This window comes from Vannielia sp. (assembly GCF_029212645.1).
In the GTDB taxonomy this organism is placed as follows: domain Bacteria; phylum Pseudomonadota; class Alphaproteobacteria; order Rhodobacterales; family Rhodobacteraceae; genus Vannielia.
This window is the reverse complement of the sequence record NZ_JARGND010000030.1, coordinates 12,589-35,294: the sequence shown is the minus strand read 5'-3', so window position 1 is coordinate 35,294 and position 22,706 is coordinate 12,589. Positions and strand designations below refer to the sequence as shown.

The 22,706-nt window shown below is 63.9% G+C and carries 18 protein-coding genes; 12 read left to right on the top strand and 6 right to left on the bottom strand.

Annotated features, from left to right (window positions below):
* Nucleotides 1–435: 435 nt before the first annotated feature.
* Complete coding sequence (locus P1U55_RS10785; protein WP_301047585.1) at nt 436–798, bottom strand: DUF1127 domain-containing protein; 363 nt, start codon at nt 796–798, stop codon at nt 436–438.
* Nucleotides 799–886: 88 nt separating this feature from the next.
* Here P1U55_RS10785 and P1U55_RS10780 point away from each other — a divergent pair, with 88 nt between their 5' ends.
* The 12 genes from P1U55_RS10780 to P1U55_RS10725 all read left to right on the top strand — a co-directional run bounded on the left by P1U55_RS10780 (nt 887) and on the right by P1U55_RS10725 (nt 15,334).
* Complete coding sequence (locus P1U55_RS10780; protein WP_301047584.1) at nt 887–1,999, top strand: Mrp/NBP35 family ATP-binding protein; 1,113 nt, start codon at nt 887–889, stop codon at nt 1,997–1,999.
* A gap of 1,065 nt (nt 2,000–3,064) precedes the next feature.
* Nucleotides 3,065–3,571 (top strand): division/cell wall cluster transcriptional repressor MraZ, encoded by a 507-nt coding sequence (mraZ, locus tag P1U55_RS10775; protein ID WP_301047583.1) that lies wholly within the window; start codon nt 3,065–3,067, stop codon nt 3,569–3,571.
* A 3-nt stretch (nt 3,572–3,574) separates the two neighbouring features.
* The gene (gene rsmH / locus P1U55_RS10770; protein ID WP_301047582.1) at nt 3,575–4,579 is read left to right on the top strand and encodes a 16S rRNA (cytosine(1402)-N(4))-methyltransferase RsmH; all 1,005 of its coding nucleotides are present in this window, start codon (nt 3,575–3,577) and stop codon (nt 4,577–4,579) included.
* 6 nt (nt 4,580–4,585) lie between these two features.
* Nucleotides 4,586–4,939, top strand: coding sequence for a cell division protein FtsL (locus P1U55_RS10765; RefSeq protein ID WP_301047581.1), 354 nt, complete (start codon nt 4,586–4,588; stop codon nt 4,937–4,939).
* Nucleotides 4,936–6,717: a penicillin-binding protein 2 gene (locus P1U55_RS10760; RefSeq protein ID WP_301047580.1), complete on the top strand. Its 1,782-nt coding sequence runs from the start codon at nt 4,936–4,938 to the stop codon at nt 6,715–6,717. Before P1U55_RS10765 ends, P1U55_RS10760 begins: the two co-directional genes overlap by 4 nt.
* A 27-nt stretch (nt 6,718–6,744) precedes the next feature.
* A complete protein-coding gene (locus P1U55_RS10755; protein ID WP_301047579.1) occupies nt 6,745–8,229 on the top strand; it encodes a UDP-N-acetylmuramoyl-L-alanyl-D-glutamate--2,6-diaminopimelate ligase in 1,485 nt (494 codons plus the stop codon).
* Nucleotides 8,226–9,656: a UDP-N-acetylmuramoyl-tripeptide--D-alanyl-D-alanine ligase gene (murF, locus tag P1U55_RS10750; protein ID WP_301047578.1), complete on the top strand. Its 1,431-nt coding sequence runs from the start codon at nt 8,226–8,228 to the stop codon at nt 9,654–9,656. Before P1U55_RS10755 ends, murF begins: the two co-directional genes overlap by 4 nt.
* Before the next feature lie 16 nt (nt 9,657–9,672).
* Nucleotides 9,673–10,785 (top strand): phospho-N-acetylmuramoyl-pentapeptide-transferase, encoded by a 1,113-nt coding sequence (gene mraY / locus P1U55_RS10745; RefSeq protein WP_301047577.1) that lies wholly within the window; start codon nt 9,673–9,675, stop codon nt 10,783–10,785.
* Nucleotides 10,782–11,402 carry an SDR family NAD(P)-dependent oxidoreductase gene (locus tag P1U55_RS10740; protein ID WP_301047576.1) on the top strand — a complete coding sequence of 207 codons (621 nt, stop codon included), beginning with the start codon at nt 10,782–10,784 and terminating at the stop codon, nt 11,400–11,402. Before mraY ends, P1U55_RS10740 begins: the two co-directional genes overlap by 4 nt.
* Nucleotides 11,403–11,615: 213 nt before the next feature.
* Nucleotides 11,616–12,407 (top strand): methyltransferase domain-containing protein, encoded by a 792-nt coding sequence (locus P1U55_RS10735; protein WP_301047575.1) that lies wholly within the window; start codon nt 11,616–11,618, stop codon nt 12,405–12,407.
* 199 nt (nt 12,408–12,606) lie between these two features.
* Nucleotides 12,607–13,428, top strand: coding sequence for a TIGR00282 family metallophosphoesterase (locus P1U55_RS10730; RefSeq protein ID WP_301047574.1), 822 nt, complete (start codon nt 12,607–12,609; stop codon nt 13,426–13,428).
* 118 nt (nt 13,429–13,546) lie between these two features.
* The gene (locus P1U55_RS10725; protein WP_301047573.1) at nt 13,547–15,334 is read left to right on the top strand and encodes an SLC13 family permease; all 1,788 of its coding nucleotides are present in this window, start codon (nt 13,547–13,549) and stop codon (nt 15,332–15,334) included.
* 10 nt (nt 15,335–15,344) lie between these two features.
* Here P1U55_RS10725 and cobA read toward each other — a convergent pair whose 3' ends face one another.
* Genes cobA through nirB form a run of 5 tightly spaced genes read right to left on the bottom strand, consistent with a single transcriptional unit; the run spans nt 15,345 to nt 22,700 of the window.
* Nucleotides 15,345–16,376, bottom strand: a complete 1,032-nt coding sequence (gene cobA / locus P1U55_RS10720) for a uroporphyrinogen-III C-methyltransferase (RefSeq protein ID WP_301047572.1) — start codon at nt 16,374–16,376, stop codon at nt 15,345–15,347.
* A gap of 15 nt (nt 16,377–16,391) precedes the next feature.
* Nucleotides 16,392–17,306, bottom strand: coding sequence for a glycosyl transferase family protein (locus P1U55_RS10715; RefSeq protein WP_301047571.1), 915 nt, complete (start codon nt 17,304–17,306; stop codon nt 16,392–16,394).
* Entirely contained in the window at nt 17,303–19,933 is a 2,631-nt protein-coding gene (locus tag P1U55_RS10710; RefSeq protein WP_301047570.1) for a nitrate reductase, read from the bottom strand. The genes P1U55_RS10715 and P1U55_RS10710 overlap by 4 nt, the downstream gene beginning before the upstream one ends.
* Nucleotides 19,933–20,274: a nitrite reductase small subunit NirD gene (nirD, locus tag P1U55_RS10705; RefSeq protein ID WP_301047569.1), complete on the bottom strand. Its 342-nt coding sequence runs from the start codon at nt 20,272–20,274 to the stop codon at nt 19,933–19,935. The genes P1U55_RS10710 and nirD overlap by 1 nt, the downstream gene beginning before the upstream one ends.
* Complete coding sequence (gene nirB / locus P1U55_RS10700) at nt 20,271–22,700, bottom strand: nitrite reductase large subunit NirB (RefSeq protein ID WP_301047568.1); 2,430 nt, start codon at nt 22,698–22,700, stop codon at nt 20,271–20,273. The genes nirD and nirB overlap by 4 nt, the downstream gene beginning before the upstream one ends.
* Nucleotides 22,701–22,706 lie beyond the last annotated feature (6 nt).

The following is a 22,706-nucleotide window of genomic DNA, read 5'->3' as shown; positions in this document are numbered from 1 at the left end:
CACTGGGATTGGGCGGCAGGATGGGGGCCACCCTAGCCGATTGCAATGCCCCAAAAAGGATAGCGGCGGTGCCCGGGAGGAGGTGGACACCGCCGCTTATACTCAGAACGCCCAGGGAGGAGGTCGGGCGACTGAATTCGCGTAATGGGCGGGGGCGGCATCCGGGAGGAGGTGGACGCCGGCCCCCTAAGCTTCCGAAATCACCCAGGGAGGAGGACGGGTGTTTCGAAACTCGGTATCTTGTGGCGGCGGTGCCCGGGAGGAGGTGGGCGCCGCCGCCTAATCACAGATCGCCCTGGGAGGAGGTAGGACGATCTGATCTCGTTATATCATCCCCATGGTTAAGATGGGGTAAGCGGCGGCGATATCGGGAGGAGGTGATATCGCCGCCAGTACAGAACGCCCAGGGAGGAGGAGAGGGCGCTCCGATCTCGGTCAGGCGCCGTAGGCAGCCTCATATGCGATGGCGCGGATCTGCGAGCGGCAGATGCCCAGGTCAGCCAGATCGCGGGAATTCAGCGCGTGAAGTTCATTTAGCGTCTTGCGGAAGACGTGGCGCTTGGCCATGCCTTCGCGGCGCGCTTCAATGAAAGCCTCGATGCGGCCGATGATGCCAGCGTGAGCGGCGGAGGAGTGTGCGGTGGTATATGCCATTGTCGCTGTTCCTAGTGCGTTACCTGTGGTGAGGTCTGTTCTGGCCTCGTTGTTGACTTCAAGATAGGTGAATGCTGCACCTGCAAACACCCCTAATGCTGCAATGCGGCTATGCACGGGGCGAATAGGTGGGATGGTGAGCAAAAACAGTGGTTTACTATTTTACTTTAGGACGTGAAAAAAGTGACCCAGCGTCATAAAACCGGCGTTTGGGGGCTTGAAAGGAGGCAAAATGGCTGTGGATGCGGCAAAAATCCAAAACGCTTTGAGGCAAGAAGCGGCAAAAATTGCGATTCCGGGCGGGGGAGACCTGATCTCCCGCGATATGATTCGAGCGGTGCAAATCAGCGAAAGCGGCGCGATGAGCTTTGTGATCGAGGCGGCCAGCCCCGCCGAGGCGCGCGCCTTGTCGCCCGTGGTGGATGCGGTGAAGGCCGCGGCAGAGGGGATTGCGGGGGTTGAGAGCGTGTCTGTCGTGCTCACCGCGCATGGCCCGGCCGAAAAGGCTGCACCCGCCGCTCCGGCCGCTGCGCCGCCCAATCTGAAGGTGGGCCGTCATCCGACCCCGCAGAAGGGGCAGGAAAAGGCGGGCATTCCGGGCGTGAAGAAGATTGTGGTGATTGGATCGGGCAAGGGTGGCGTGGGTAAATCCACCGTTTCGGCCAACCTTGCGGTGGCCTTGGCGCGCCAGGGCCGCAAGGTGGGGCTGCTGGACGCCGATATATATGGGCCGTCGCAGCCGCGCATGATGGGGGCCTCGGGCAAGCCCGCCAGCCCGGACGGTGAAACGATTTTGCCGCTGCACGCCCATGGCGTCACCTTGATGTCGATCGGCTTCATGGTGCCAGAGGGCGAGGCGGTGGTGTGGCGTGGCCCGATGCTGATGGGCGCGATGCAGCAGATGATGGGGCAGGTGCAGTGGGGCGAGCTGGATGTGCTGCTCGTTGATCTGCCCCCCGGCACCGGCGATGTGCAGCTCACGCTTTGCCAGCGCTACCGGCTTGATGGCGCGATTGTGGTGAGCACCCCGCAGGACGTGGCGCTGCTCGATGCGCGCAAGGCGATTGATATGTTCGGCAAGCTGAAGACCCCGGTGTTGGGGCTGATCGAGAACATGTCGACCTATGTTTGCCCGAACTGCGGGCATGAGGCGCATCTGTTTGGCCATGGCGGCGTGGCGGCAGAGGCCGAAACGCTGGGCGTGCCGCTGCTTGCGCAATTGCCGCTGGAGCTGGAAACCCGCGTGGCGGGTGATGCGGGCATTCCGGTGGCCGCGGGCGAGGGCGCGGCGGCTGAAGCCTATGCCAACCTGGCCGCCGGGCTGGTGCAGGGCGGCATGGGCTGAGCGCAGCGGCGACTCTATATACAGCGGAGACTCTATATATAGTGTAGCGAGGGGTGGCGGGCCGAGGGGCTGCGTCGCTCTACTGGCAAATGACAAGAATGAGCGCCATTTCCGGACAGGTGGCTGCCGTCGCCCATCTGGCGGCTGGGCGCTTGGGCCTTAAGGTAAATCGGCTCCGCGCCCAATGGAATGCCGCTCTCGGGTTGCGTACCCCGACCGGAGCCAAGCCGAAGGCGCCGGTCGAGCGCCTGCCCGTCCCGGCGGGCTGGCGTTCCCTTGCCGTTGGCGCGCCGAATGACCGGAAGAGGACCTGGCAACCATAAAGGGCTTTCGAACGACTGGTGTGCGCCATCCCACGGGCAGGCGCTTGACCGGCTTGAGGTTGGGCGGGGAGGCTGAGAGGCCTTTGCAGCCGTCGTTCCATGTCCGGCAATGTCGCCCATGGGATCCTATGGGATGGGGTATGGGAAATCATGGTCCGATGGCGGAATCGCGGCGAATCAAGCGGGCGTGAACCTTGGGAACCGGGGGAAATGGGGTTGATTCGGGCGGATTTTGCGGGCAATACCGGCCTCTAACCTCTTCGCGGGCAGTTTTTTTAGGGAAATCGCGGGAAAACCTGGCTCGTCCGGAGGGCACCATATCTAGGGGTATTTCCGGCTTCTCACACCATACCTTCTCAAAAATCAGTCAAAATTGGGTGATTTGCCCTTGTCATCCAAGCCCGTGAGCACACCAAACCCCCTAAATGCCCATACAGCGGTGTTGCTTCCCACGATTTCCCATGGCATACCTGTTTCAAGATGAAGACGGGAACAAAAAGCGGCGCAAGATCGCAAACTCCCAAGTCAGGTTTCATACAGGCACCCGCTTTCATCTAATTAAGAGATCCGGCGCGCGGGCGAGCAGACATCCCCCCAGGTGGCGCGCGCAGCCGGACACCCAGAGATGGGACGAGGGCGGCGGATTGGGCACATGGCAGTAGCTCAGTCCGCCGTTTTCATTTCAGGGCCCCAAACCGGGGAGGGGCCGCTGACGGGGACAGACAGGTGAAGGAGCGGCAGGTTGGGTCGCAGGTTCAGAGGCGAAAGCCACCACAAGGTGGATACGAAGGGCAGGGTCTCGATCCCGGCCCTGTTTCGCCATGTGCTGGCGGCTGAAGACCCGGAGTGCCAAGAGGGCGGCACCCCCAACCTTGTGATCGTTTACGGCGATCATCGCCAGGATCACCTCAAATGTTACACCGTCAACGCGATCAACGAGATCGACGCGCAGATTGCAGCAATGCCGCGCGGCACCAGGGAGCGGCGCTATCTTGAGCGACTCTATAGCGGCCTTTCGCTGCCGACATCGGTAGACGAAACCGGGCGCCTCGTGCTGCCCGCAAAGCTGCGCGAGAAGATCGGCATTGAAGGCGAGGCGTTTTTTATCGCCACCGGCGACAGCTTTCAGATTTGGAAGCCCGAAACCTATAACGAGAAATTCGGCGTGGAAGATGAGGCGTGGCTCGATGAGATGGGCGACGACTTTGATCCGCTGGTATTCCTCGAAAGCAAACAGGCGGAGGGTTGAGCCATGGCGGCAGCCAAGATGCTTTCGCCTGAACCCCCGCACGTTCCCGTTCTGATTGATCCGCTGATCGAGCGCGCTGCGCCGGTGCACGGCCATTGGGTTGACGGCACCTTTGGGGCAGGCGGCTACACCCGCCGTTTGCTGGAGGCGGGCGCAGAAAAGGTGACGGGGATTGACCGGGACCCAACGGCGATCGCCGGGGCGGCGGAGTTGTGCGCCGCGTTTGAGGGGCGCATCGCGCTGGTTGAGGGGCCGTTTTCGCAGATGAGCGAACTTGTGGACGGCCCGGTGGATGGCGTGGTGCTCGATCTTGGCGTTTCCTCGATGCAGATTGATCAGGCCGAGCGCGGCTTTTCCTTCATGCGGGATGGGCCGCTTGATATGCGGATGAGCGGGCAGGGACCAACGGCGGCGGATCTGGTCAACCAGGCCGATGAGGCGCATCTGGCGGATATCATTCACTTTTACGGCGAAGAGCGGGCGGCGCGGCGGATTGCGCGTGCCATTGTCAAGGCGCGGCCCTTCACCCGCACGCTGGAGTTGGCCGAGGTGGTGGCAAGCTGCCTGCCAAAGCCCAAACCGGGGCCAAAGCAGGGGCAGGTGCACCCGGCGACCCGCAGCTTTCAGGGCATCCGCATTGCGGTGAACGACGAATTTGGCGAGCTGATCGCCGGGCTTGAGGCCGCCGAGGGGCTGCTGGGCGAGGGCGGTATTCTGGCGGTCGTCACCTTTCATTCGCTCGAAGACCGGGTGGTGAAGCGCTATTTGCAGGCCCGCTCCGGCGCGGCCCCGCGTGGCAGCCGCTATGCGCCCGAGGTGGAGGAGGCCCCCGCGCCCTTTGCCGCGATCACGAAAAAGGCCGTCGCCCCCTCGAAGGATGAGGTGGAGGCCAACCCGCGCGCCCGCTCTGCCAAGCTGCGGATGGCGCGGCGCACGGGCATGGACGGCGGGCCGGTCGACAGGGCCAAGCTGGGCCTGCCGGGCCCGAAACACTGGTGGAAAGGGTAGGCGAGGATGCGCGGTTTCTTTTATGTCATCTCGGCGCTGGCGGTGATGGGGCTGGCCTTTTGGGCCTACCGGGAAAACTATGAAACCCAGCACGCGCAAAAGACCGTTTCGCAGCTGCGCGAGGAAATTCGTGCGCTTTACGACACCCGCGCCATGCTGCGCGCCGAGTGGGCCTATCTGAACCGCCCCGAGCGGCTGGCCGAACTGGCGGAGCTTAACTTCAGCCGCCTTGGCCTGCTGCCCTTTGGGGCCGAGCAATTTGGCCGGGTGGATCAGGTGTCCTTTCCGGCGCCGGTGCTGGAGCCGATCACCGATCCTGTTGATATCGTTGGAGAACTCACCGAGGAGAGCAATCCATGACACGCACACCGCTGCGCCCGCTGGCGCGTATCCTTTCGGCCCGTGCCAGTGGCCAGAACCCCGATTGCATTGAGCGCGAGAACCTGCGCAAACGCCACGAAGTGCAGCGAGACAAGCTGCGCGGCCGCGCCGAGGGGCGGCTTTTTGTGCTGGGGGTGTGCTTCTTTTGTGCCTTCGTGGTGATCGGGGTGCGGATGGGGCATTTGGCCTCGTCTGATCCGGCAGAACCGCGCTCGATTGGCCGTGCAGAGCTGATTTCGGCCACCCGCGCCGATATCACCGACCGGCGTGGGCGGGTGCTGGCAACCAATCTTTCGACTCACTCGCTTTATGCCCAGCCGCCGATGATGGTGGATCGCAAGCGCGCCGCGCGGGAGCTTGGCAAGATCTTCCCCGACATCGACGTGAAAAGGCTTGAGCGCCAGTTTACCGGGGACCGCAAGTTTGTGTGGGTGAAGAAAAAGATCAGCCCCGAGCAGATGCAGGCGGTGCATGATATTGGCGAGCCGGGCCTGATGTTTGGCCCGCGCGAGATGCGCCTTTACCCCAATGGCAAGCTCGCCGCGCATATCCTTGGCGGGGCCAGCTTTGGCCGCGAGGGGGTGCATTCGGCCGAGGTGATCGGCACGGCGGGGATCGAGAAGGCGTTTGACGAGGCGCTGCGCGATCCGGCCCGCGCCGGCGAGCCGCTGCAACTGTCGATTGATCTCACTGTGCAGGCCGCCGCCGAAGATGTGCTTTATGGCGGCATGAAGCTGATGAACGCCAAAGGCGCCGCCGCCGTGCTGATGGAGGCGCGCACCGGGGAGATCATCGCCATGGTGAGCCTGCCCGACTTTGACCCGAATGACCGCCCGCGCCCGCTGACGACGGGTGACCAAGCCGACAGCCCGCTGTTTAACCGCGCGGTGCAGGGAGTGTATGAGCTTGGCTCGACTTTCAAGATTTTTGCCGCCGCGCAGGCGCTTGAGCTCGGCCTGGTGAACCCGGAAACGACGATCAACACCAAGGGGCCGCTGGCCTGGGGCAAGCATCGCATTCGGGATTTTCATAACTACGGCAATGCCTTGTCGGTGACAGAGATAATTGTGAAAAGCTCCAACATCGGCACCGCGCGGCTTGCGATGCAGATCGGTGAAAAGCGCCAGCGCGGGTTTCTTGATAGCCTCGGCTTCCTTGAGCCGGTGCCGGTGGAACTGGTCGAAGCGCCTACCGGCAGGCCGCTGCTGCCGCGCAACTGGTCAGAGATTTCGACGATGACGATCAGCTATGGCCACGGTCTTTCGGCCTCGCCGCTGCATCTGGCCACGGCCTATGCCTCGCTGCTGAATGGCGGCACGCGGATTTACCCGACGCTGCTGAAGCGCGAGCAACCCCAGCCCGGCCCGCGCGTGGTGAGCGCGCGCACCTCGGCGCAGGCGCGCACCATGCTGCGCAAGGTTGTTGCCGAGGGCACCGCCAGCTTTGGCGAGGTTGAGGGCTATGCGGTGGGCGGCAAGACCGGCACCGCCGACAAGCCCAAACCGCGCGGCGGCTATTATGATGACAAGGTGATCGCCACGTTCGCCAGCGTCTTCCCGGCGCATGATCCCAAGTATGTGCTGGTGGTCAGCCTTGATGAGCCGGTGGAACTTTCGGGGCCAAAACCGCGCCGCACCGCTGGCTGGACGGCGGTGCCGGTGGCCGCCGAGATGATCCGCCGCACCGCGCCGCTGCTGGGCCTCAGACCAAGCGTTGAACCCACGGTGGAAGCTGCAATAATAAAAGCGTCGAACTAGGGTAATGTGAGGGCGCTGGCGATGAGCATGACGGGCAAAAGGAAATCGCTGGCAGAGCTGGGCCTGACCGCGCAGGGCGGGGCCGAGGCGCAGGTGACGGGCCTTGCGGTAGACAGCCGCGACGTGAAGCAGGGGTTTCTGTTTGCGGCTTTGCCGGGGAGCAACCTGCATGGCGGCGAGTTTATTACCTATGCGCTGAGGATGGGCGCGGGCGCGGTATTGACCGATGCCGAGGGCGCGAAGATTGCCGCTGATGATCTGGCGCAGCACAACGTGGCCCTCATCATTGCCGAAGATCCGCGTGGCGCGCTCGCAATGGCCGCCGCCCTGTGGTTTGGCGCGCAACCCGATGTGATGGTTGCGGTAACGGGCACCAATGGCAAAACCTCGGTCGCCAGTTTTACCCGGCAAATCTGGATGGCGATGGGCCTTTCGGCGGTGAACCTTGGCACAACCGGGGTGGAGGGCGCGTGGGAATTTCCGCTGGCCCATACCACGCCCGAGCCGATCACCCTGCACCGCACCCTCGCGGCGGCGGTGGAGCAGGGGGTGACGCATTGTGCGATGGAGGCCAGCAGCCACGGGCTGGAGCAGCGCCGCCTTGATGGGGTGCGGCTGGCGGCGGCGGGCTTTACCAACTTCTCGCAGGATCATCTGGATTATCACGAAAGCTTCGAGGCCTATTTCGCCGCCAAGGCGCGGCTGTTTGATCGGGTGCTGGCCGAGGAGGCGCCAGCGGTGATCAACATGCAGGATGAGCGCGGCCCCGATATGGCGTCGATTGCCCATGCCAATGGCCACCCGGTTCTGAGGGTGGGGCGCAATGAGGAATACGAACTTTGCATTGTGTCGCAACGGTTTGACCCCTCCGGGCAAGACCTGCGCTTTTTGCATGAGGGCACGCCGCGACAGGTGCGTTTGCCGTTGATCGGCGGCTTTCAGGCCGAGAATGTGATGGTGGCCGCAGGGCTGGCGATTGCCTCGGGCAGCGAACCGTTGGAAGTGTTCAACGCGCTGGAGCATCTCACCACGGTGCGGGGCCGGATGCAGCTTGCCGCAACCCGCGACAACGGGGCGGCGGTGTTTGTGGATTTTGCCCATACGCCTGATGCCCTGGCCACCGCGCTCACCGCGCTGCGCCCGCATGTGATGGGCCGCCTCGTGGTGGTTTACGGCGCGGGCGGTGACCGCGACAAGGGCAAGCGCCCGCTGATGGGCGAGGCGGCGCGCGACCACGCCGATCTGCGCTTTGTCACCGATGATAACCCGCGCAGCGAAGCCCCGGGCGAGATCCGCGCCGCAATTCTGGCGGCGGACGGTGAGGCGATTGAGGTGGCGGACCGCGCCGAGGCGATCCTGCGCGGCGTTGATGCGCTGGGGCCGGGGGATGCGCTGCTGATCGCGGGCAAAGGCCATGAAACCGGGCAGATCGTGGGGGATGATGTGTTTCCCTTTGATGATGTAGAGCAGGCCAGTGTAGCGGTGGCCGCACTCGATGGGCAGCTCTCATGACAGCGCTTTGGACCTCCGCCGACGCGGAAAAGGCAACTGGCGGCGAGGCACGCGGCGATTGGGCGGTGACGGGCCTTTCCATCGACACCCGCTCGATCGAACCGGGCGAGATGTTTGTGGCGCTGAAAGACCAGCGCGATGGCCATGATTTTGTGGCCGATGCCTTGAAAAAGGGGGCCGGGGCGGCGCTGGTATCCCGCATCCCCGAAGGAGTGGATGAGAGCGCGCCGCTGCTCTTGGTTGAGGACGTGCTGGAGGGTTTGGAGGCGCTGGCCCGCGCTGCACGCGCCCGCACCATGGCCCGTGTGGCGGGGATTACAGGGTCGGTTGGCAAGACCTCCACGAAAGAGATGCTGCGGGCGGTGCTGGCCGCGCAAGGCACTGTTCATGCAGCCGAAAAGAGCTTTAACAACCATTGGGGCGTGCCGCTTACGCTGGCGCGGATGCCGGTGGAGGTGGATTACGCGGTGATCGAGATCGGGATGAACCACCCCGGTGAGATCGCCCCGCTGGCCCGCCTCACCCAGCCCGATGTGGCGCTGATCACCACCGTCGCCCCCGCCCATTTGGCCGCGTTTGAAAGCCTTGAGGGGATTGCCCGCGAGAAGGCGGCGATCTTTGACGGGCTGGCAACGCCCGGTGTGGCGGTGATCAACACCGATCTGGATGTCACGGCGATACTGATGGAGGTCGCAGCGGTGGCGGGCGCGCATATTGTGACCTTCGGCAAGGAGGCGGATTTTGCGCTTCAATCGGTGTCTCTCAGCGAGGGGCGCACGATTGCCAAGGCCAGCCTTCACGGAGAACCGGCGGTGTTCAAACTCACCTCGCCGGGCAGCCATTTTGCGATGAACGCGCTTGGCGCACTGGCCGTGGTGGAGGCGCTGGGCGCGGATCTGGGCCGTGCCGTCAACGATTTGAGCAGATGGCAACCCTTTGAGGGGCGCGGCGCGGAAGAGAAGATCACCACCGATCCGGCAGAGAATGGCGGCTATCTCACCCTGTTTGACGACAGCTACAATGCCAACCCCGCCTCAATGGGGGCCGCGCTTGAGATGCTTTCGGTGAGCGTTCCGCGCGATGGGGTGGGGCACACCCGCAAGGGCCGCCGCATTGCCGTGCTGGGCGATATGCTGGAGTTGGGCGAACAGGAAGAGGCGCTGCACGCCGCGCTCGCCGAGCACCCGGCGATGGAGGCGATTGACGTGGTGCACACCGTTGGCCCTCTGTCCCAAGCGCTGCACAGCGCGCTGCCAGAAGACCAGCGCGGCTATCACGCCGACGGGGGCACCGAAATGGCGGCCGAGATCTCAAGGCTGATTGATGCAGGCGATGTGGTGCTTGTAAAAGGCAGCCTAGGAATTGGGCTGGTGCGGGTTGTTGACGCGATCCGAAAAATGGGCCAATCCGGCCCCAACAAACGATAATAAAAAGGGGCGTGGCATGCTCTACTGGCTCACTGAACTTTCAGACGGCGGTGATTTTTTCAACCTTTTCCGCTACATCACCTTCCGGGCGGGGGGTGCGTTTTTCACCGCGCTGATTTTTGGGTTCATCTTCGGGCGACCGCTGATCAACATGCTGCGGAAGCGCCAAAAACACGGCCAGCCGATCCGCGATGATGGCCCGGCGAGCCACATGGAAACAAAGGCGGGCACACCCACCATGGGGGGCTTGCTGATCCTGTCGGCGCTCACGCTTTCCACGCTGCTTTGGGCGCGGATCAGCAATGGCACCGGGGATGATCCCTATAACGCGGGCTATGTGTGGATTGTGCTGCTGGTCACCGTGGCCTTTGGGCTGATCGGCTTTGCGGATGATTATGCCAAGGTGTCAAAGAACAACACCAAGGGCGTGTCGGGCAAGCTGCGCTTTGGCCTTGGCCTGTTGATCGCGGCGCTGGCCGGGGGGGCGGCGGCCTGGCTGCACCCTGAGGGGCTTTCCAACCAGTTGGCGATGCCGGTGTTCAAGGATGTGCTGATCAACCTCGGGGTCTTCTATGTGCCCTTCTCGATGATCGTGATCGTGGGCGCGGCCAACGCGGTAAACCTGACAGACGGGCTGGATGGCCTTGCGATCATGCCGGTGATGATTGCCGCTGGAACGCTGGGGGTGATCGCCTATGCGGTGGGGCGCGTCGACTTTACCGAATATCTTGATGTGCATTACGTCCCCGGCACCGGGGAATTGCTGATCTTTGCCGCTGGTCTCATTGGCGGTGGGCTTGGCTTTTTGTGGTATAATGCGCCGCCTGCGGCTGTGTTCATGGGCGATACCGGCAGCCTTGCGCTGGGCGGCGCGCTTGGGGCGATTGCCGTTGTCACCAAGCACGAGATCGTGCTGGCCATTGTGGGCGGTATCTTTGTGGCCGAGGCGCTTTCGGTCATCATTCAAGTGCTTTACTTCAAGCGCACCGGCAAGCGGGTGTTCCTGATGGCGCCGGTGCATCACCACTTTGAAAAGCGCGGCTGGGCCGAGCCGCAGATCGTGATCCGCTTCTGGATCATCTCGCTGATCCTGGCGCTGATCGGTCTGGCCACGCTCAAACTGCGGTGACCAGCGCCCCGCCCCCTCGCCGCGCCCTTGTGACCGGGGGCAGCCGGGGGATTGGCTATGCCATTGCCGAAGGGCTGATCGCGCGGGGCCTTGATGTGGTGATCACCGCGCGCGGCGAGGTGGCAGGGGAGGCGGCGGCAAACCGGCTGGGCGCGGACCTTTTCGTGATGGACCTCACCGCCCCCGAAGATATGGCCGCGCTGCTGGACGGCGAAGAGTTCGACATTCTGGTCAACGCCGCGCTTGTGCATCCCGAAGGCTCGCTCATGGTCAACCCCGAGGGGTTTTTTGAGGCGATGCAGGTGATGGTGGAAGCCCCCTTCCTGCTGATCCGCAAGCTTGCGCCGGGAATGGCAGAGCGGGGCTGGGGCAGGGTGGTGAACCTCTCCTCTGCGCCGGGCGAGGCAGGCGATGGGGTCAGCGTCGCCACGGCGGCGCTGAATGAACTCACAAAGGTGCTGCCCCGCGATCTGCCCGATTGCGTGAAGGTCAACGCGATGTGCCCCGGCGGGGCGGCCCCGGAAAAAGCGGCAGAAACCGCGATCTGGCTGGCGACGTTGACAGAGGACGGGCCGACCGGCGGCTTCTTTCGTAACCGGCTGCCGATCGACTGGTAGGGGGAAGCGCCGCCGCTATCCGTGGCGGCTTTCAGCCCGAAGCGGCCCCAAAGCCCTCGGCGCGAACTTGCGATAGCTGGCATTGGCGGCGGAGGTGACGAACTGGTAGGACGCGGACAAAGTTGACGTAGGATGATCCCACTGCGTAAAGTTACAGGTGTGCCTTCTTACTGCACCATGGGGTCAGAGAAGGTGGGTAAGGGGGAACGTCTTATGTCATTTCAACTCTCCGGTAGCGCACCAGAAATTTATGAAAATACTATGGTGCCGCTGTGGTTCGGACGTTGGGCCGAAACTCTTTTGAGTTCCGTTTCCTTGAAAACCGGCGAAACGGTTCTTGACGTTGCTTGCGGCACTGGTGTCACCACTCGGATAGCCAAACGGGATGTCGGCAGCGACGGACGCGTGACTGGCTTGGATATCAACGCAGGCATGCTCGCGAAGGCACGTGAACTGGCCGCCGACATCGACATCATTTGGATGGAAAGTGATGTCATTGAGACAGGATTGCCAGAGGACAGTTTCAACGCCGTCATATCCCAACATGGCTATCACTACTTTCCTGATCAACCGGCTGCTTTAAAAGAATTCTATCGCGTGCTTGCCCCATCGGGACGCATCGCAATGTCGATATGGGATGGCCACAGTGCCTATACCAAAGCCCTCTGCTCGGCGGTCGAAAAATTCATCTCGCCGGAGATTGCCAATAAGCAACGCGGCCAGAGAGAAACACCGTCAGCAGATAGGTTGATTTCGAGTGTTTCCGATGCCGGATTTCGTGATGTTACTGTGACTCGCCAAGAATTGGCGATGAAAGTCCCCTTGGCCACGGAATTCGTTCCGTTGCACCTTGGATCGATGCCAATAGCGAACGCTTTTCAGAGCCTTCCTGACGCAGAAAAAGAAGCACTTATTGCTGACGTCGCCGATAGGTTAAGAGGCTTAGTCGTCGGTAATCAGATTGTTTACCCGGATGCCGTTAATGTTGTCGCAGGGTGGAAATAGTCAGAATTTCTACAATCTACGGAGGTTTGTGTCTGGTCAAAATGGGCTCTTAGTGAGCTTTCGGCACACGCGGCACGAAGGTCCGCTATCGGGAAACGGACCGAACTTTGCAAAGGTCACTGTCTGCGCATTCCAGACATTTCTACACACTCCCCCATCCCCCCTTGCCCCACGGCCGATCTCCCATTAGGCCAAATCCATGCGAATACTCTTTCTAGGTGATGTGATGGGCCGCGCAGGCCGCAAGGCGGTGGCTGAAAGGCTGCCCGCCCTGCGTGAGGCGTGGCGGCTCGATTTTGTGGTGGTCAACGGTGAGAACGCGACCTCTGGCGCGGGCCTCAGCATTGCCCATGCCAAGGGGCTGCTGGATGCGGGGGCCGATGTGCTGACACTGGGCGACCACGCCTTTGATCAGCGCGAGATGCAGGGCTTTATCGAGAGCGAGCCGCGCATCCTGCGCCCGATCAACTTTGCCAAGAACGCGCCGGGCCGGGGCCACCGGGTTTTTACCGCGCCGGGCGGGCGCAAGGTGCTGGTGGCGCAGGTGCTGGGGCAGGTCTTCATGAAGCGTTGCTTTGATGATCCGTTCTCGGCGATTGAGCCGGTGTTGAAGGCCCATCCCCCCGGCGGGATGGTGCAGGCCTCGCTGATAGATATGCACTGCGAGGCGACCTCGGAGAAAATGGGCATGGGCCACTTTTGTGATGGCCGCGCCTCGCTGGTGGTTGGCACCCACACCCATGTGCCCACCGCCGACACCCAGATCATGCCCAAGGGCACTGCCTTTCAGGCCGATGCGGGGATGTGCGGCGATTACAACTCGGTCATCGGGATGGAGCCGGCCGAACCGATGCGCCGCTTTATTACCGGCATGAGCAAGGGCCGCTTTCAGCCCGCGATGGGCGAGGCCACGCTTTCGGGGGTTTATGTGCAAACCGATGATCGCACCGGGCTGGCCAAATCGGTGGTGCAGGTGCGCCATGGCGGCTGCCTTTCGCAATCCGGCCCCGAGGCTGGATGACGCGCGGCGGCGTGGCGCAAGCGCCTGCCAGCCGTCCCGGACGGGCGCTGCCAATCGCCGCTTGCCTCGCGCCGCGCTGCGGTTACACTCCCCTTGATATGGGCAACCCGAGACCCCGATGGATCTGATCTCTTTGGCCCCGCCCTATGACGCCATCTTCGCGCTGGTCGTCGTGGCGGTGATGTTTTTCCTGTTCGTTCGTGAAAGCTTCCCCCCCGAGGTGGTGGCGCTGTTGGGTGTGGCGCTGTTGCTGGTTTCGGGGGTGTTGCCCTATGAAGCGGGGCGCGAGGTGCTGTCCAACCCGGCGCCCTGGACGATTGCGGCGATGTTCCTTGTGATGGGCGCGCTGGTGCGCACGGGCGCGCTGGACTGGTTCACTCAGGTGGCGGAGCGCAACGCCGCCTCGCGGCCCGCGCTGGCCATTGGCGGGCTGATCGTCTTTGTGGTGTTCTCCTCGGCGGTGGTGTCCAACACGCCGGTTGTAGTGGTGATGATCCCGGTGTTCGTGCAGCTTGCCAACACCATGGGGGTTTCGGCCTCCAAACTGTTGATGCCGCTCTCTTATGCGGCAATCCTGGGCGGCACGCTCACCCTTATCGGCACCTCCACCAACCTGCTGGTGGACGGTGTGGCGCGCGCCAACGGGCTGGAACCCTTTGGTATTTTCGAGGTCACGCCGCTGGCGATTGTGCTGGTGATCTATGGCATGGCCTACCTTTACTTCATCGCCCCGCATATCCTGCCCGAGCGTTCTTCCATGGCATCGCTGCTCTCTGGCTCGGGGTCCAAGCGCAAGTTTTTCACCGAGGTGGCGCTGCCCGAGGAAAGCCCGCTGATTGGCCAGAATCCGAGCGAGGTCGATCTGTTCAAGCGCGAGGGCGTGCGGCTGGTTGATGTGCTGCGCGGCGATGCCTCGCTGCGTCGCGACCTCTCTGACGTGGTGCTGGAGGCAGGCGACAGGGTGGTGCTGCGCTCGCAAATGTCTGAGCTGCTTTCGTTGCAGGAAAGCAAGCAGGTCCGCATGATCGACAAGCTCTCCTCGGTCGAAACCTCCACCGTTGAGGTGCTGATCACGCCGGGCGCGCGCATGGTGGGCCGCAGCCTTGGCAACCTGCGTTTGCGGCGGCGATATGGTGTGTATCCGCTGGCGGTGCATCGCCGGAACCAGAACATCGGGCGCCAGTTGGATGATCTGGTGGTGCGGGTGGGCGATACGCTGCTGCTTGAAGGCGCCCCCGAAGACATCCACCGCCTCGCATCCGACATGGACCTAGTGGATGTGTCTCGCCCCTCGGGGCGGGCTTATCGCCGCCAGAAGGCACCGATCGCGGTGGCGGCGATCTTTGGCCTTGTGGGGCTGGCGGCCTTTGGGGTGGCGCCGATCCTCGCGCTGGCGGTGCTTGCGATTGCGGTGGTGTTCGCCACCCGCTGCATTGATGCCGACGAGGCGTTTTCCTTTATCGACGGGCGCTTGCTGGCGCTGATCTTCTCGATGTTGGCGGTGGGGGCGGCGCTGGAAAGCTCGGGCGCGGTGACGCTCATCGTTACCGCCGTGGCCCCCGCGCTGGAGGGGCTGCCGCCGTTCTTTGTGGTCTGGGCGATTTACCTGCTGACCTCGGTGCTCACCGAGCTTGTGTCCAACAACGCGGTGGCGGTGGTGGTAACGCCTGTCGCCATTGGCCTGGCCACGGCGCTGGGCTTTGATCCGCGCCCCTTGGTGATTGCGGTAATGGTCGCCGCTTCGGCCAGCTTTGCCACCCCCATCGGCTACCAGACCAACATGCTGGTCTATGGCCCCGGCGGCTACCGCTTCACCGATTTCATGAAGGTCGGCATCCCGCTCAACCTGACGGTTGGCTTGCTCGCCTCGGCCCTCATTCCGCTGATCTGGCCGCTGGTCGACTGACCTTGCCCAGCTAGGCCGAAACGAGCCGGGGCGCGTGATGGCGCGGCTCTGGCAGGGCTTCGGCCAGGCTTTGTGGCCAGGTCACCAGAATGATCGCACAGCCTTCAACCTTTTGCGCCACAACGGCGGCGGGCAGATTGCCCAGAGTGGTGGCGATATGGCGCTCGCCGGCTTTGGACACATCCACGCAAATGTGAATCGGGGCATGGGGCGGCAGGCCCTGTTCCATCAGCCGCGCCGAAATGCGCCCCGCCTGGCGGACCGACATGTAAAACGCCGTGGTGGTGCCGGGGCCGGAGAGGCGGGTGCAATCGGGCAGGGGGTTTTCTGCGCTGCCGGTGCCGGTGGCGATGACGAAGGTATCGGCCACGCCGCGCGCGGTGAGGCTTTGGCCAAGCGAGGCCCCGGCGGCAGAGGCGGCGGTGACGCCGGGCACAAGATCAATTGAAACACCCGCCGCGTGGGCGGCCTCAAGCTCTTCACTGGCGCGGCCAAAAATGCCCGGATCGCCGGATTTGAGGCGCACAACCCGGCGGCCTTTTAGCGCCTCGGTGACGATCATCGCGCTGATTTTGCTTTGCGGAACGGCATGGGCCCCCACGTGTTTGCCCACGAAAACGCGCTTGGCGCCGCGGCGGGCCAGCTCCAGCACCTCTGGATCAACGAGGCGGTCATAAAAGATCACATCGGCCTCTTGCAGCCGCTTGACGGCCCGCAGGGTGAGCAAATCCCGCGCCCCCGGCCCGGCCCCGACAAGGGAGATATGGCCAGCGCGGCCTTGCCGGGGCGCGTGCGCCGCGTTGCTGGCCGCCTTGATCGCGCGGGCCGCGTCACGCTTGGCGCTGCGCATCGGCTGGCTGCGGGCCGCGCCCTTGAAGGCCCAGGCCCGGAAGGCGCGGTGACTGTCACGCGCGAGCTGGCGGGCGAGGCCGGGGCGCAGCCACCCGGCCAAGGTGGCGAGGCCTTGCGCGGGCTGCGCGGGGCCGCCTGCAAACACAGGTTTGCGACCGGAGGGGCGGGCGAAGATGGGAAGGGCTTTCATGGCATATCCTCTTGGTCAGGCGGCGGATTCGGGGTGGTGGAGGGCGGCGGTTGTGCCAAGGGCCGCGTCGGCGGTGCCGGTAATGATGGCAGCCTCGAAGGCATCGGGCGTTTGCGCCTCCCAGTTGGGGCCAAGGGCTGCGCCGGTTGGCTCGGCGAGGCGGCGCGTATCGGGCACCAGCGCCGGGAGCGTTGCCTCCCACGGCTGGCCATTGCGCAGGCCAAAGGCCGAGATATCCTTGGCCGGATTGCGCTCAAACTCGCCGCCACCGCCTTTGATCACCGTCAGGCTGCGCCAGCCCAAAAGGGCGCCGGCATCGGCCTGTAACAGGCGGTAAGAGGGGTGAAACACCCCCTGCACGCTCGCCGTGGCACCGGCGGGATTGAGCATGCGGCAAACGGTGTTGACGCAAGAGCGCAGGCCCAACTCGCTGCGCAGCGAGAGCAGGTGAAAGAGCTTTGGGTGCACCGTTTCGAGCGGCAGATAGGCGATGCGATCCCGCTCAAGCGCTGTGGCTGCGGCATCGGCGGTGGTGACCACCTCGATGCCCAGATCAGCAAGGCCCGCGCGCACTTTTGGGTCGGCCCCGTTCCAGCCGTGCAGCAGCACGCGCGGCCCGGTGGTGGCGACCTGTTTGGCGGCGCTCAGAAACCACGGCGCGCCACGGGTGCGGCCTGCGGCGTAGCTTGGCCAATCGAGATCCACCTGCGGCAAGGCGGGCAGCGCGGCCTGGGCGGCGGCGGCAAACCCGGCGATCTCTTCCGCCGTTTCACCCTTCATCCGCAGCAGCATCAAAACCGCGCCAATGGCCTCGGGGGCGGTGCCTTCCGCCAGCATCAGGGTCATGGCGTCAAACGCCTCATCCTGGGTGAGCGAGCGAGAGCGACCGGGGCCGCGCCCAAGGATGCGAACGTATTGGGCGAGGCTCACTCTGCCGCCTCCCGCAGGGTGACACGGGCCAGGATTTGCGCCAGTTCAGGGCGGCAGGAGCCGCAGTTTGTGCCCGCGCCAAGCGCCTCGCCAATTTGCTCGACGTTAAGCAATCCTTTGGTTTCAATGGCTTCGACGATGGTGTTGACCCCGGTGCCAAAGCAGGAGCAAAGCACCGGGCCGGGGTTTGGCACCGAGGCCGGAACCTGCCCTGTCAGCACATCATTTGCCTCGCTGCCCGGCAGGGTTGCGAGATAATCGCGCATCACGGCGACTGGCTTGGGCGCCACGAAAACCGCGCCGATCAGGATGGTGCCCGCGTAGAGCACCACGCGGGAGGTGCCGCGCCTCGCGTCGATCATGGAGGCCGCCGTGGCCTCTGGCGCGTTGAAGATCACCCGCGCCTCGGCCTCCCAATCGGTGACCGGGGCCTTGCCTGCCAGCTCGGCGCGAAAGCCTGCCTCGGTGCGGGCGAGCGCCCAATAGGCTGAGGTGAGCTCCATCCGCTCGCGGCCAACCGCAAAGCCATACCAGGCGGCCTTGAACCGCTTGAGCGAGACCATGCTGCCCTTGCTGTCGGGCTGGCCGGAGATGGGATCGGTCCTTGGCGCAACAACATCGTCAATCCGGGCGGCGGGGGCGGTTTCGCCCGTCCAGTGGAACGGGGCGAAAAGCTGGCCGGGCTGGACGGCATCGGTGATGCGGGCGCGCAAAATCGCCCGGCCATGGGTGTTGGAGACCTCCACCAGATCGGCGGGCGAGAGGCTGAGGGCCTCGGCGTCCTGCGGGTGGATATCAACGAAGGGTTCGGGCAGATGTGCCGACAGGCGCGGCGATTGTGCGGTTCGGGTCATCGTGTGCCACTGGTCGCGCAGGCGGCCCGTATTCAGGCGGAAGGGCGCATCATGGGTGGGGGCCGAGGCGGGCATTTGCGCCGTTACCGGCACCAGCCGCCCCTTGCCATCTGGGTGAAAGAACCCGCCCTTGGCAAAAAAGCGCCCGCCCTTGGCGGTGGCGGTAAAAGGCCAGCGGGTGGGGGCGAGGGTGGCATAGCCGCTATCGCTGAGATCGGTGAAGCCCGAGATATCAAAGTCGCGCCCGAACTGCCCGGCGACGCCCGAAAGCGCGGCATATTCGCGGAAAATCTCGGCGGGGCCGGTGTAATCAAAGGCGCGCTCATATCCCATGCGGCGGCCCACGTCGGCGAGGATATCCCAATCGGCGCGGGCGTGGCCGGGAGGGGGCAGGGCCGCGCGCTGGCGGCTGATGGTGCGGTCAGAGTTGGTGACGGTGCCGTCCTTTTCGGCCCATGCGGCGGCGGGCAGCAGCACATCGGCAAGGCGGGCGGTATCGGTTTTTGCGGTGATATCGCTGACCACGGTGAAGGGGCAGGCGGCGATTGCGGCGCGCACGGCGCGGGCATCGGGCATGGACACCGCCGGGTTGGTGTGGATGATCCAGAGCGCCTTGATCCGCCCGTCGCCCACCGCGTTGAACATTTCAACCGCCTTGAGGCCGGGCGCAGAAGGCACCGCAGGTACGCCCCAGAAATCCCGCACGGCGCTGCGGTGATCGGCGTTTTCCAGATCAAGATGGCAGGCGAGCATATTGGCCAATCCGCCCACCTCACGCCCGCCCATCGCATTGGGCTGGCCGGTGACGCTGAAGGGGCCAGTGCCGGGCAGGCCAATGCGGCCCGTGGCCAGATGGCAATTGATGATCGCGTTGACCTTGTCGGTCCCGGATGTGGATTGGTTGACGCCTTGGCTATAGATCGTCACCACCTTTTTGGTGCCGATCCAAAGGTCATAGAAAGCCATGAGATCGGCCTGCGAAAGCCCGGTGACGGAAGGATCATCGAGCCTGGCAGAGGCAAGGGCGGCGTCCAGATCGTTCAGCTGGGCGGCGTAGGGCGCATCCACCGCGCCGCGCGTCGCGATTTCGGCCAGCAGCCCGTTGAACAGGGCCACATCGCTGCCCGGCGCTAGCGGCAGGTGCAGATCAGCGCCATCGCAACTGGCGGTGCGGCGCGGATCAATCACCACGATCCTGGTGCCACGGGCCTTTTTGGCGGCGAGCAGGCGCTGGTAAAGCACCGGGTGGCACCACGCGAGGTTGGACCCGGTGAGCACCACCAGATCGGCCTCTTCGATATCTTCATGGGTTCCGGGCACGGTATCTGACCCGAAGGCGCGCTTATGCCCGGCCACCGAGGAGGCCATGCAGAGGCGTGAGTTGGTATCTATGTTGGCCGAGCCGATGAACCCTTTCATCAGCTTGTTGGCAACGTAGTAATCCTCACTCAGCAATTGGCCCGACACATAGAAGGCCACGCTATCGGGGCCATGCTCGGCGATGGTGCGCGTGAAGGTATCGGCAACGGTGGAAAGGGCGCTGTCCCAATCGGTATCCTCGCCGCCCACACGCGGGGCGAGCAGCCTGCCATCCAACCCCACGGTTTGGCCCAGGGCCGAGCCTTTGGAGCAGAGGCGGCCCTTGTTGGCCGGGTGGTCAGGATCGCCGCGCACCACAAGCCCGCCCTCGCCATCGGGGCGCAGCAGCACGCCGCAGCCCACCCCGCAATAGGGGCAGGTGGAGCGGGTTTCGGGCAGGGTGGTGCCATCCATCACGCCGCACTCCGCGAGGCGAGCTTGGCCCCTTCGATCAGGATGCGCCCCTCATCCAGACGCACGGGGTAGGTGGCGATATGGCCCTCTTCGCCGGGGGCCAGATCCTTGGCTTGCCCGGTGTTGAGATCAAACACCCAGTTGTGCAGCGGGCAGGTGATGGATTGCCCGTGCACGATGCCCTCGGAAAGCGGGCCACCCTTGTGCGGGCAGGCATCGGAGGCGGCAAACACCTCATCCACCCCGGTGCGAAACAGGGCAACGCAGCCATGCGAGGTTTTGATCTTGCGGGCGCCGCGCAGGGGGATGTCATCAATGTGGCCAATGTCGATCCAGCTCATTCTGCGGCCTCCAGGGTCAGGTCTGCCAGCGGCTGATACTGCGCGGCTTGGGTTTGTGCGTGCTCGGCCCAGGGGTCTTTGCGGTAGATGGATTGGCTCAGCTCAAAGGCGGCGATCAGGCGGGCGCGTTCTGCCGGGTCGGCGATCCGCTCCTGCACCCAATCCAGCCCCACCTTGGCGACCCATTTATAGGTCCGGTCCAGATACTTGGCGTTTTCGCGGTAGAGCTGAACAAAGGCCACGGTCACATCAATCGCCTCCTGCTCGGTGGCCACATCGCACAGCCGCTGGGTTTCCATCAGGTCCATGCCCGCCGCGCCGGCAACGCCGATCTGGTAGCCACTGTCGACGCAGATGATCCCCACGTCCTTGCAGGTGGATTCGGCACAGTTGCGCGGGCAGCCCGACACCCCGAGCTTCACCTTATGGGGCGTCCACGAGCCCCAAAGCACCTGTTCAAGCTTGATGCCAAGGCCGGTGCTGTCTTGTGTGCCGAACCGACAGTGATCTGTGCCCACGCAGGTTTTTACGGTGCGCAGCCCCTTGGAATAGGCATGCCCCGAAACCATCCCGGCCTTGTTCAGATCAGCCCAGATGGCGGGCAGATCCTCGCCCTTGACGCCCAGCAGATCAATCCGCTGTCCTCCCGTTACCTTCACGGTGGGAACGTTGTATTTGTCGGCCGCGTCGGCAATGGCGCGCAGCTCATCGGGGTTGGTGATCCCGCCCCACATGCGCGGCACAACGCTGAAGGTGCCGTCTTTCTGGATGTTGGCGTGCTTGCGCTCGTTCACGAAGCGGCTTTGCGGATCGTCGCGGTATTCGACCGGCCAATCGGCCAGCAGGTAGAAGTTGATCGCGGGCCGGCACACGTGGCAGCCGTTGCGGGTTTTCCAGCCCAGCTCCTGCCAAACGGCCTCCTGGCTTTTCAGCTCCTGCGATTTGATCAGGCGGCGCACGTCTTCATGGGTGAGGTCGCAGCAACCGCACACCGGCTGCGCCGTGGGCAGCACAAATTCATCGCCCAGCGTGACCTGCAACACCTGCTCGACCAGCCCCGTGCATGTGCCACAAGACGCGCTGGCCTTGGTGGTGGCGCGGATTGCGGCCAGATCAGTTGCGCCGTTCGCGATGGCGTCGGTGATGGTGCCCTTGCAAATGCCGTTGCAGCCGCAAACTTCCGCATCACGCGGCAATGCTGCAACGGCTGAGAGAGGGTCCGCAGTGTCGCCTCCCTGAAAGGCCGGGCCAAAGATCAGGGTTTCGCGCATGTCGTCGATCTCGGTCTCGTCCTTGATCAGACCGAAGAACCAGGTGCCATCGGCGGTGTCGCCGTACATTACCGCGCCAACCAGCTTGTCGCCCTCGATCACGAGGCGCTTGTAGATACCGCGCGCAGGGTCGCGAAACACGATATCCTCGCGCCCTTCACCTTCGGCAAAATCACCGGCGCTGAACAGATCGCAACCCGTGACCTTGAGCTTGGTCGCCACATCCTTGACGACAAAGGCATCAGCCTCATCAAGCAGGGCATGGGCCAGCACCTTGGCCTGATCGTAAAGCGGGGCGACAAGGCCAAAGAGGTTGCCGTCAAACTCCACGCATTCGCCCACGGCGTAGATATCGCTGTCAGAGGTTTGCATCTGCGCGTTCACCTCGATGCCGCGCGCCACCTCCAGCCCGGCATCGGTGGCGAGCCGCGTTTCAGGGCGGATGCCCACGGCCATGACCACCAGATCGGCGGGCAGGGTCTCATCGCCTTCCAGCAACACCGCCTCGGCGCGGCCATCGCCGATGATCGCGCGGGTGGTGGCCTGGGTCCTTACCGAAATCCCCTTGGCCTCCAGATCCTTGCGCAGCAGGTAGCCGGCGGCCTCATCAAGCTGGCGCTCCATCAGGTGCCCGTTCAGGTGCACCACCGTCACCGACATGCCGCGCAGGGCCAAACCGGCCGCCGCCTCAAGCCCGAGCAGCCCGCCACCTATGACAACCGCATTGCCGCCCTTGGCGGAGGCTTCGATCATGGCGTTTGTGTCGTCGAGGTCACGGTAGGAAATGACGCCCGGCAAATCCTTGCCCGGCACCGGAATGATGAAGGGGGCCGAGCCGGTGGCGATGATGAGCTTGTCATAGGGTACGGGGCCGTGCTCCCCCATGACCGTTTTGGTCTCGCGGTCGATGCCGACGATTTGTTCGCCAAACCGGCAATCCACATTGCGCGCGGCGTACCAATCGCTGTCGTGGGTGACGATTTCGGCATAGGTCTTTTCGCCCGACAACACCGGGGAGAGCATGATCCGGTTGTAGTTGCCACGGGTTTCCGCGTTGAACAGGGTGATTTCATAGGCGTCCGGGTCTGCGTCTGTCAGGTGCTCCAGCACCCGGCCAGAGGCCATGCCCGCACCGATTACGACGAGTTTTTTCATGCTGCG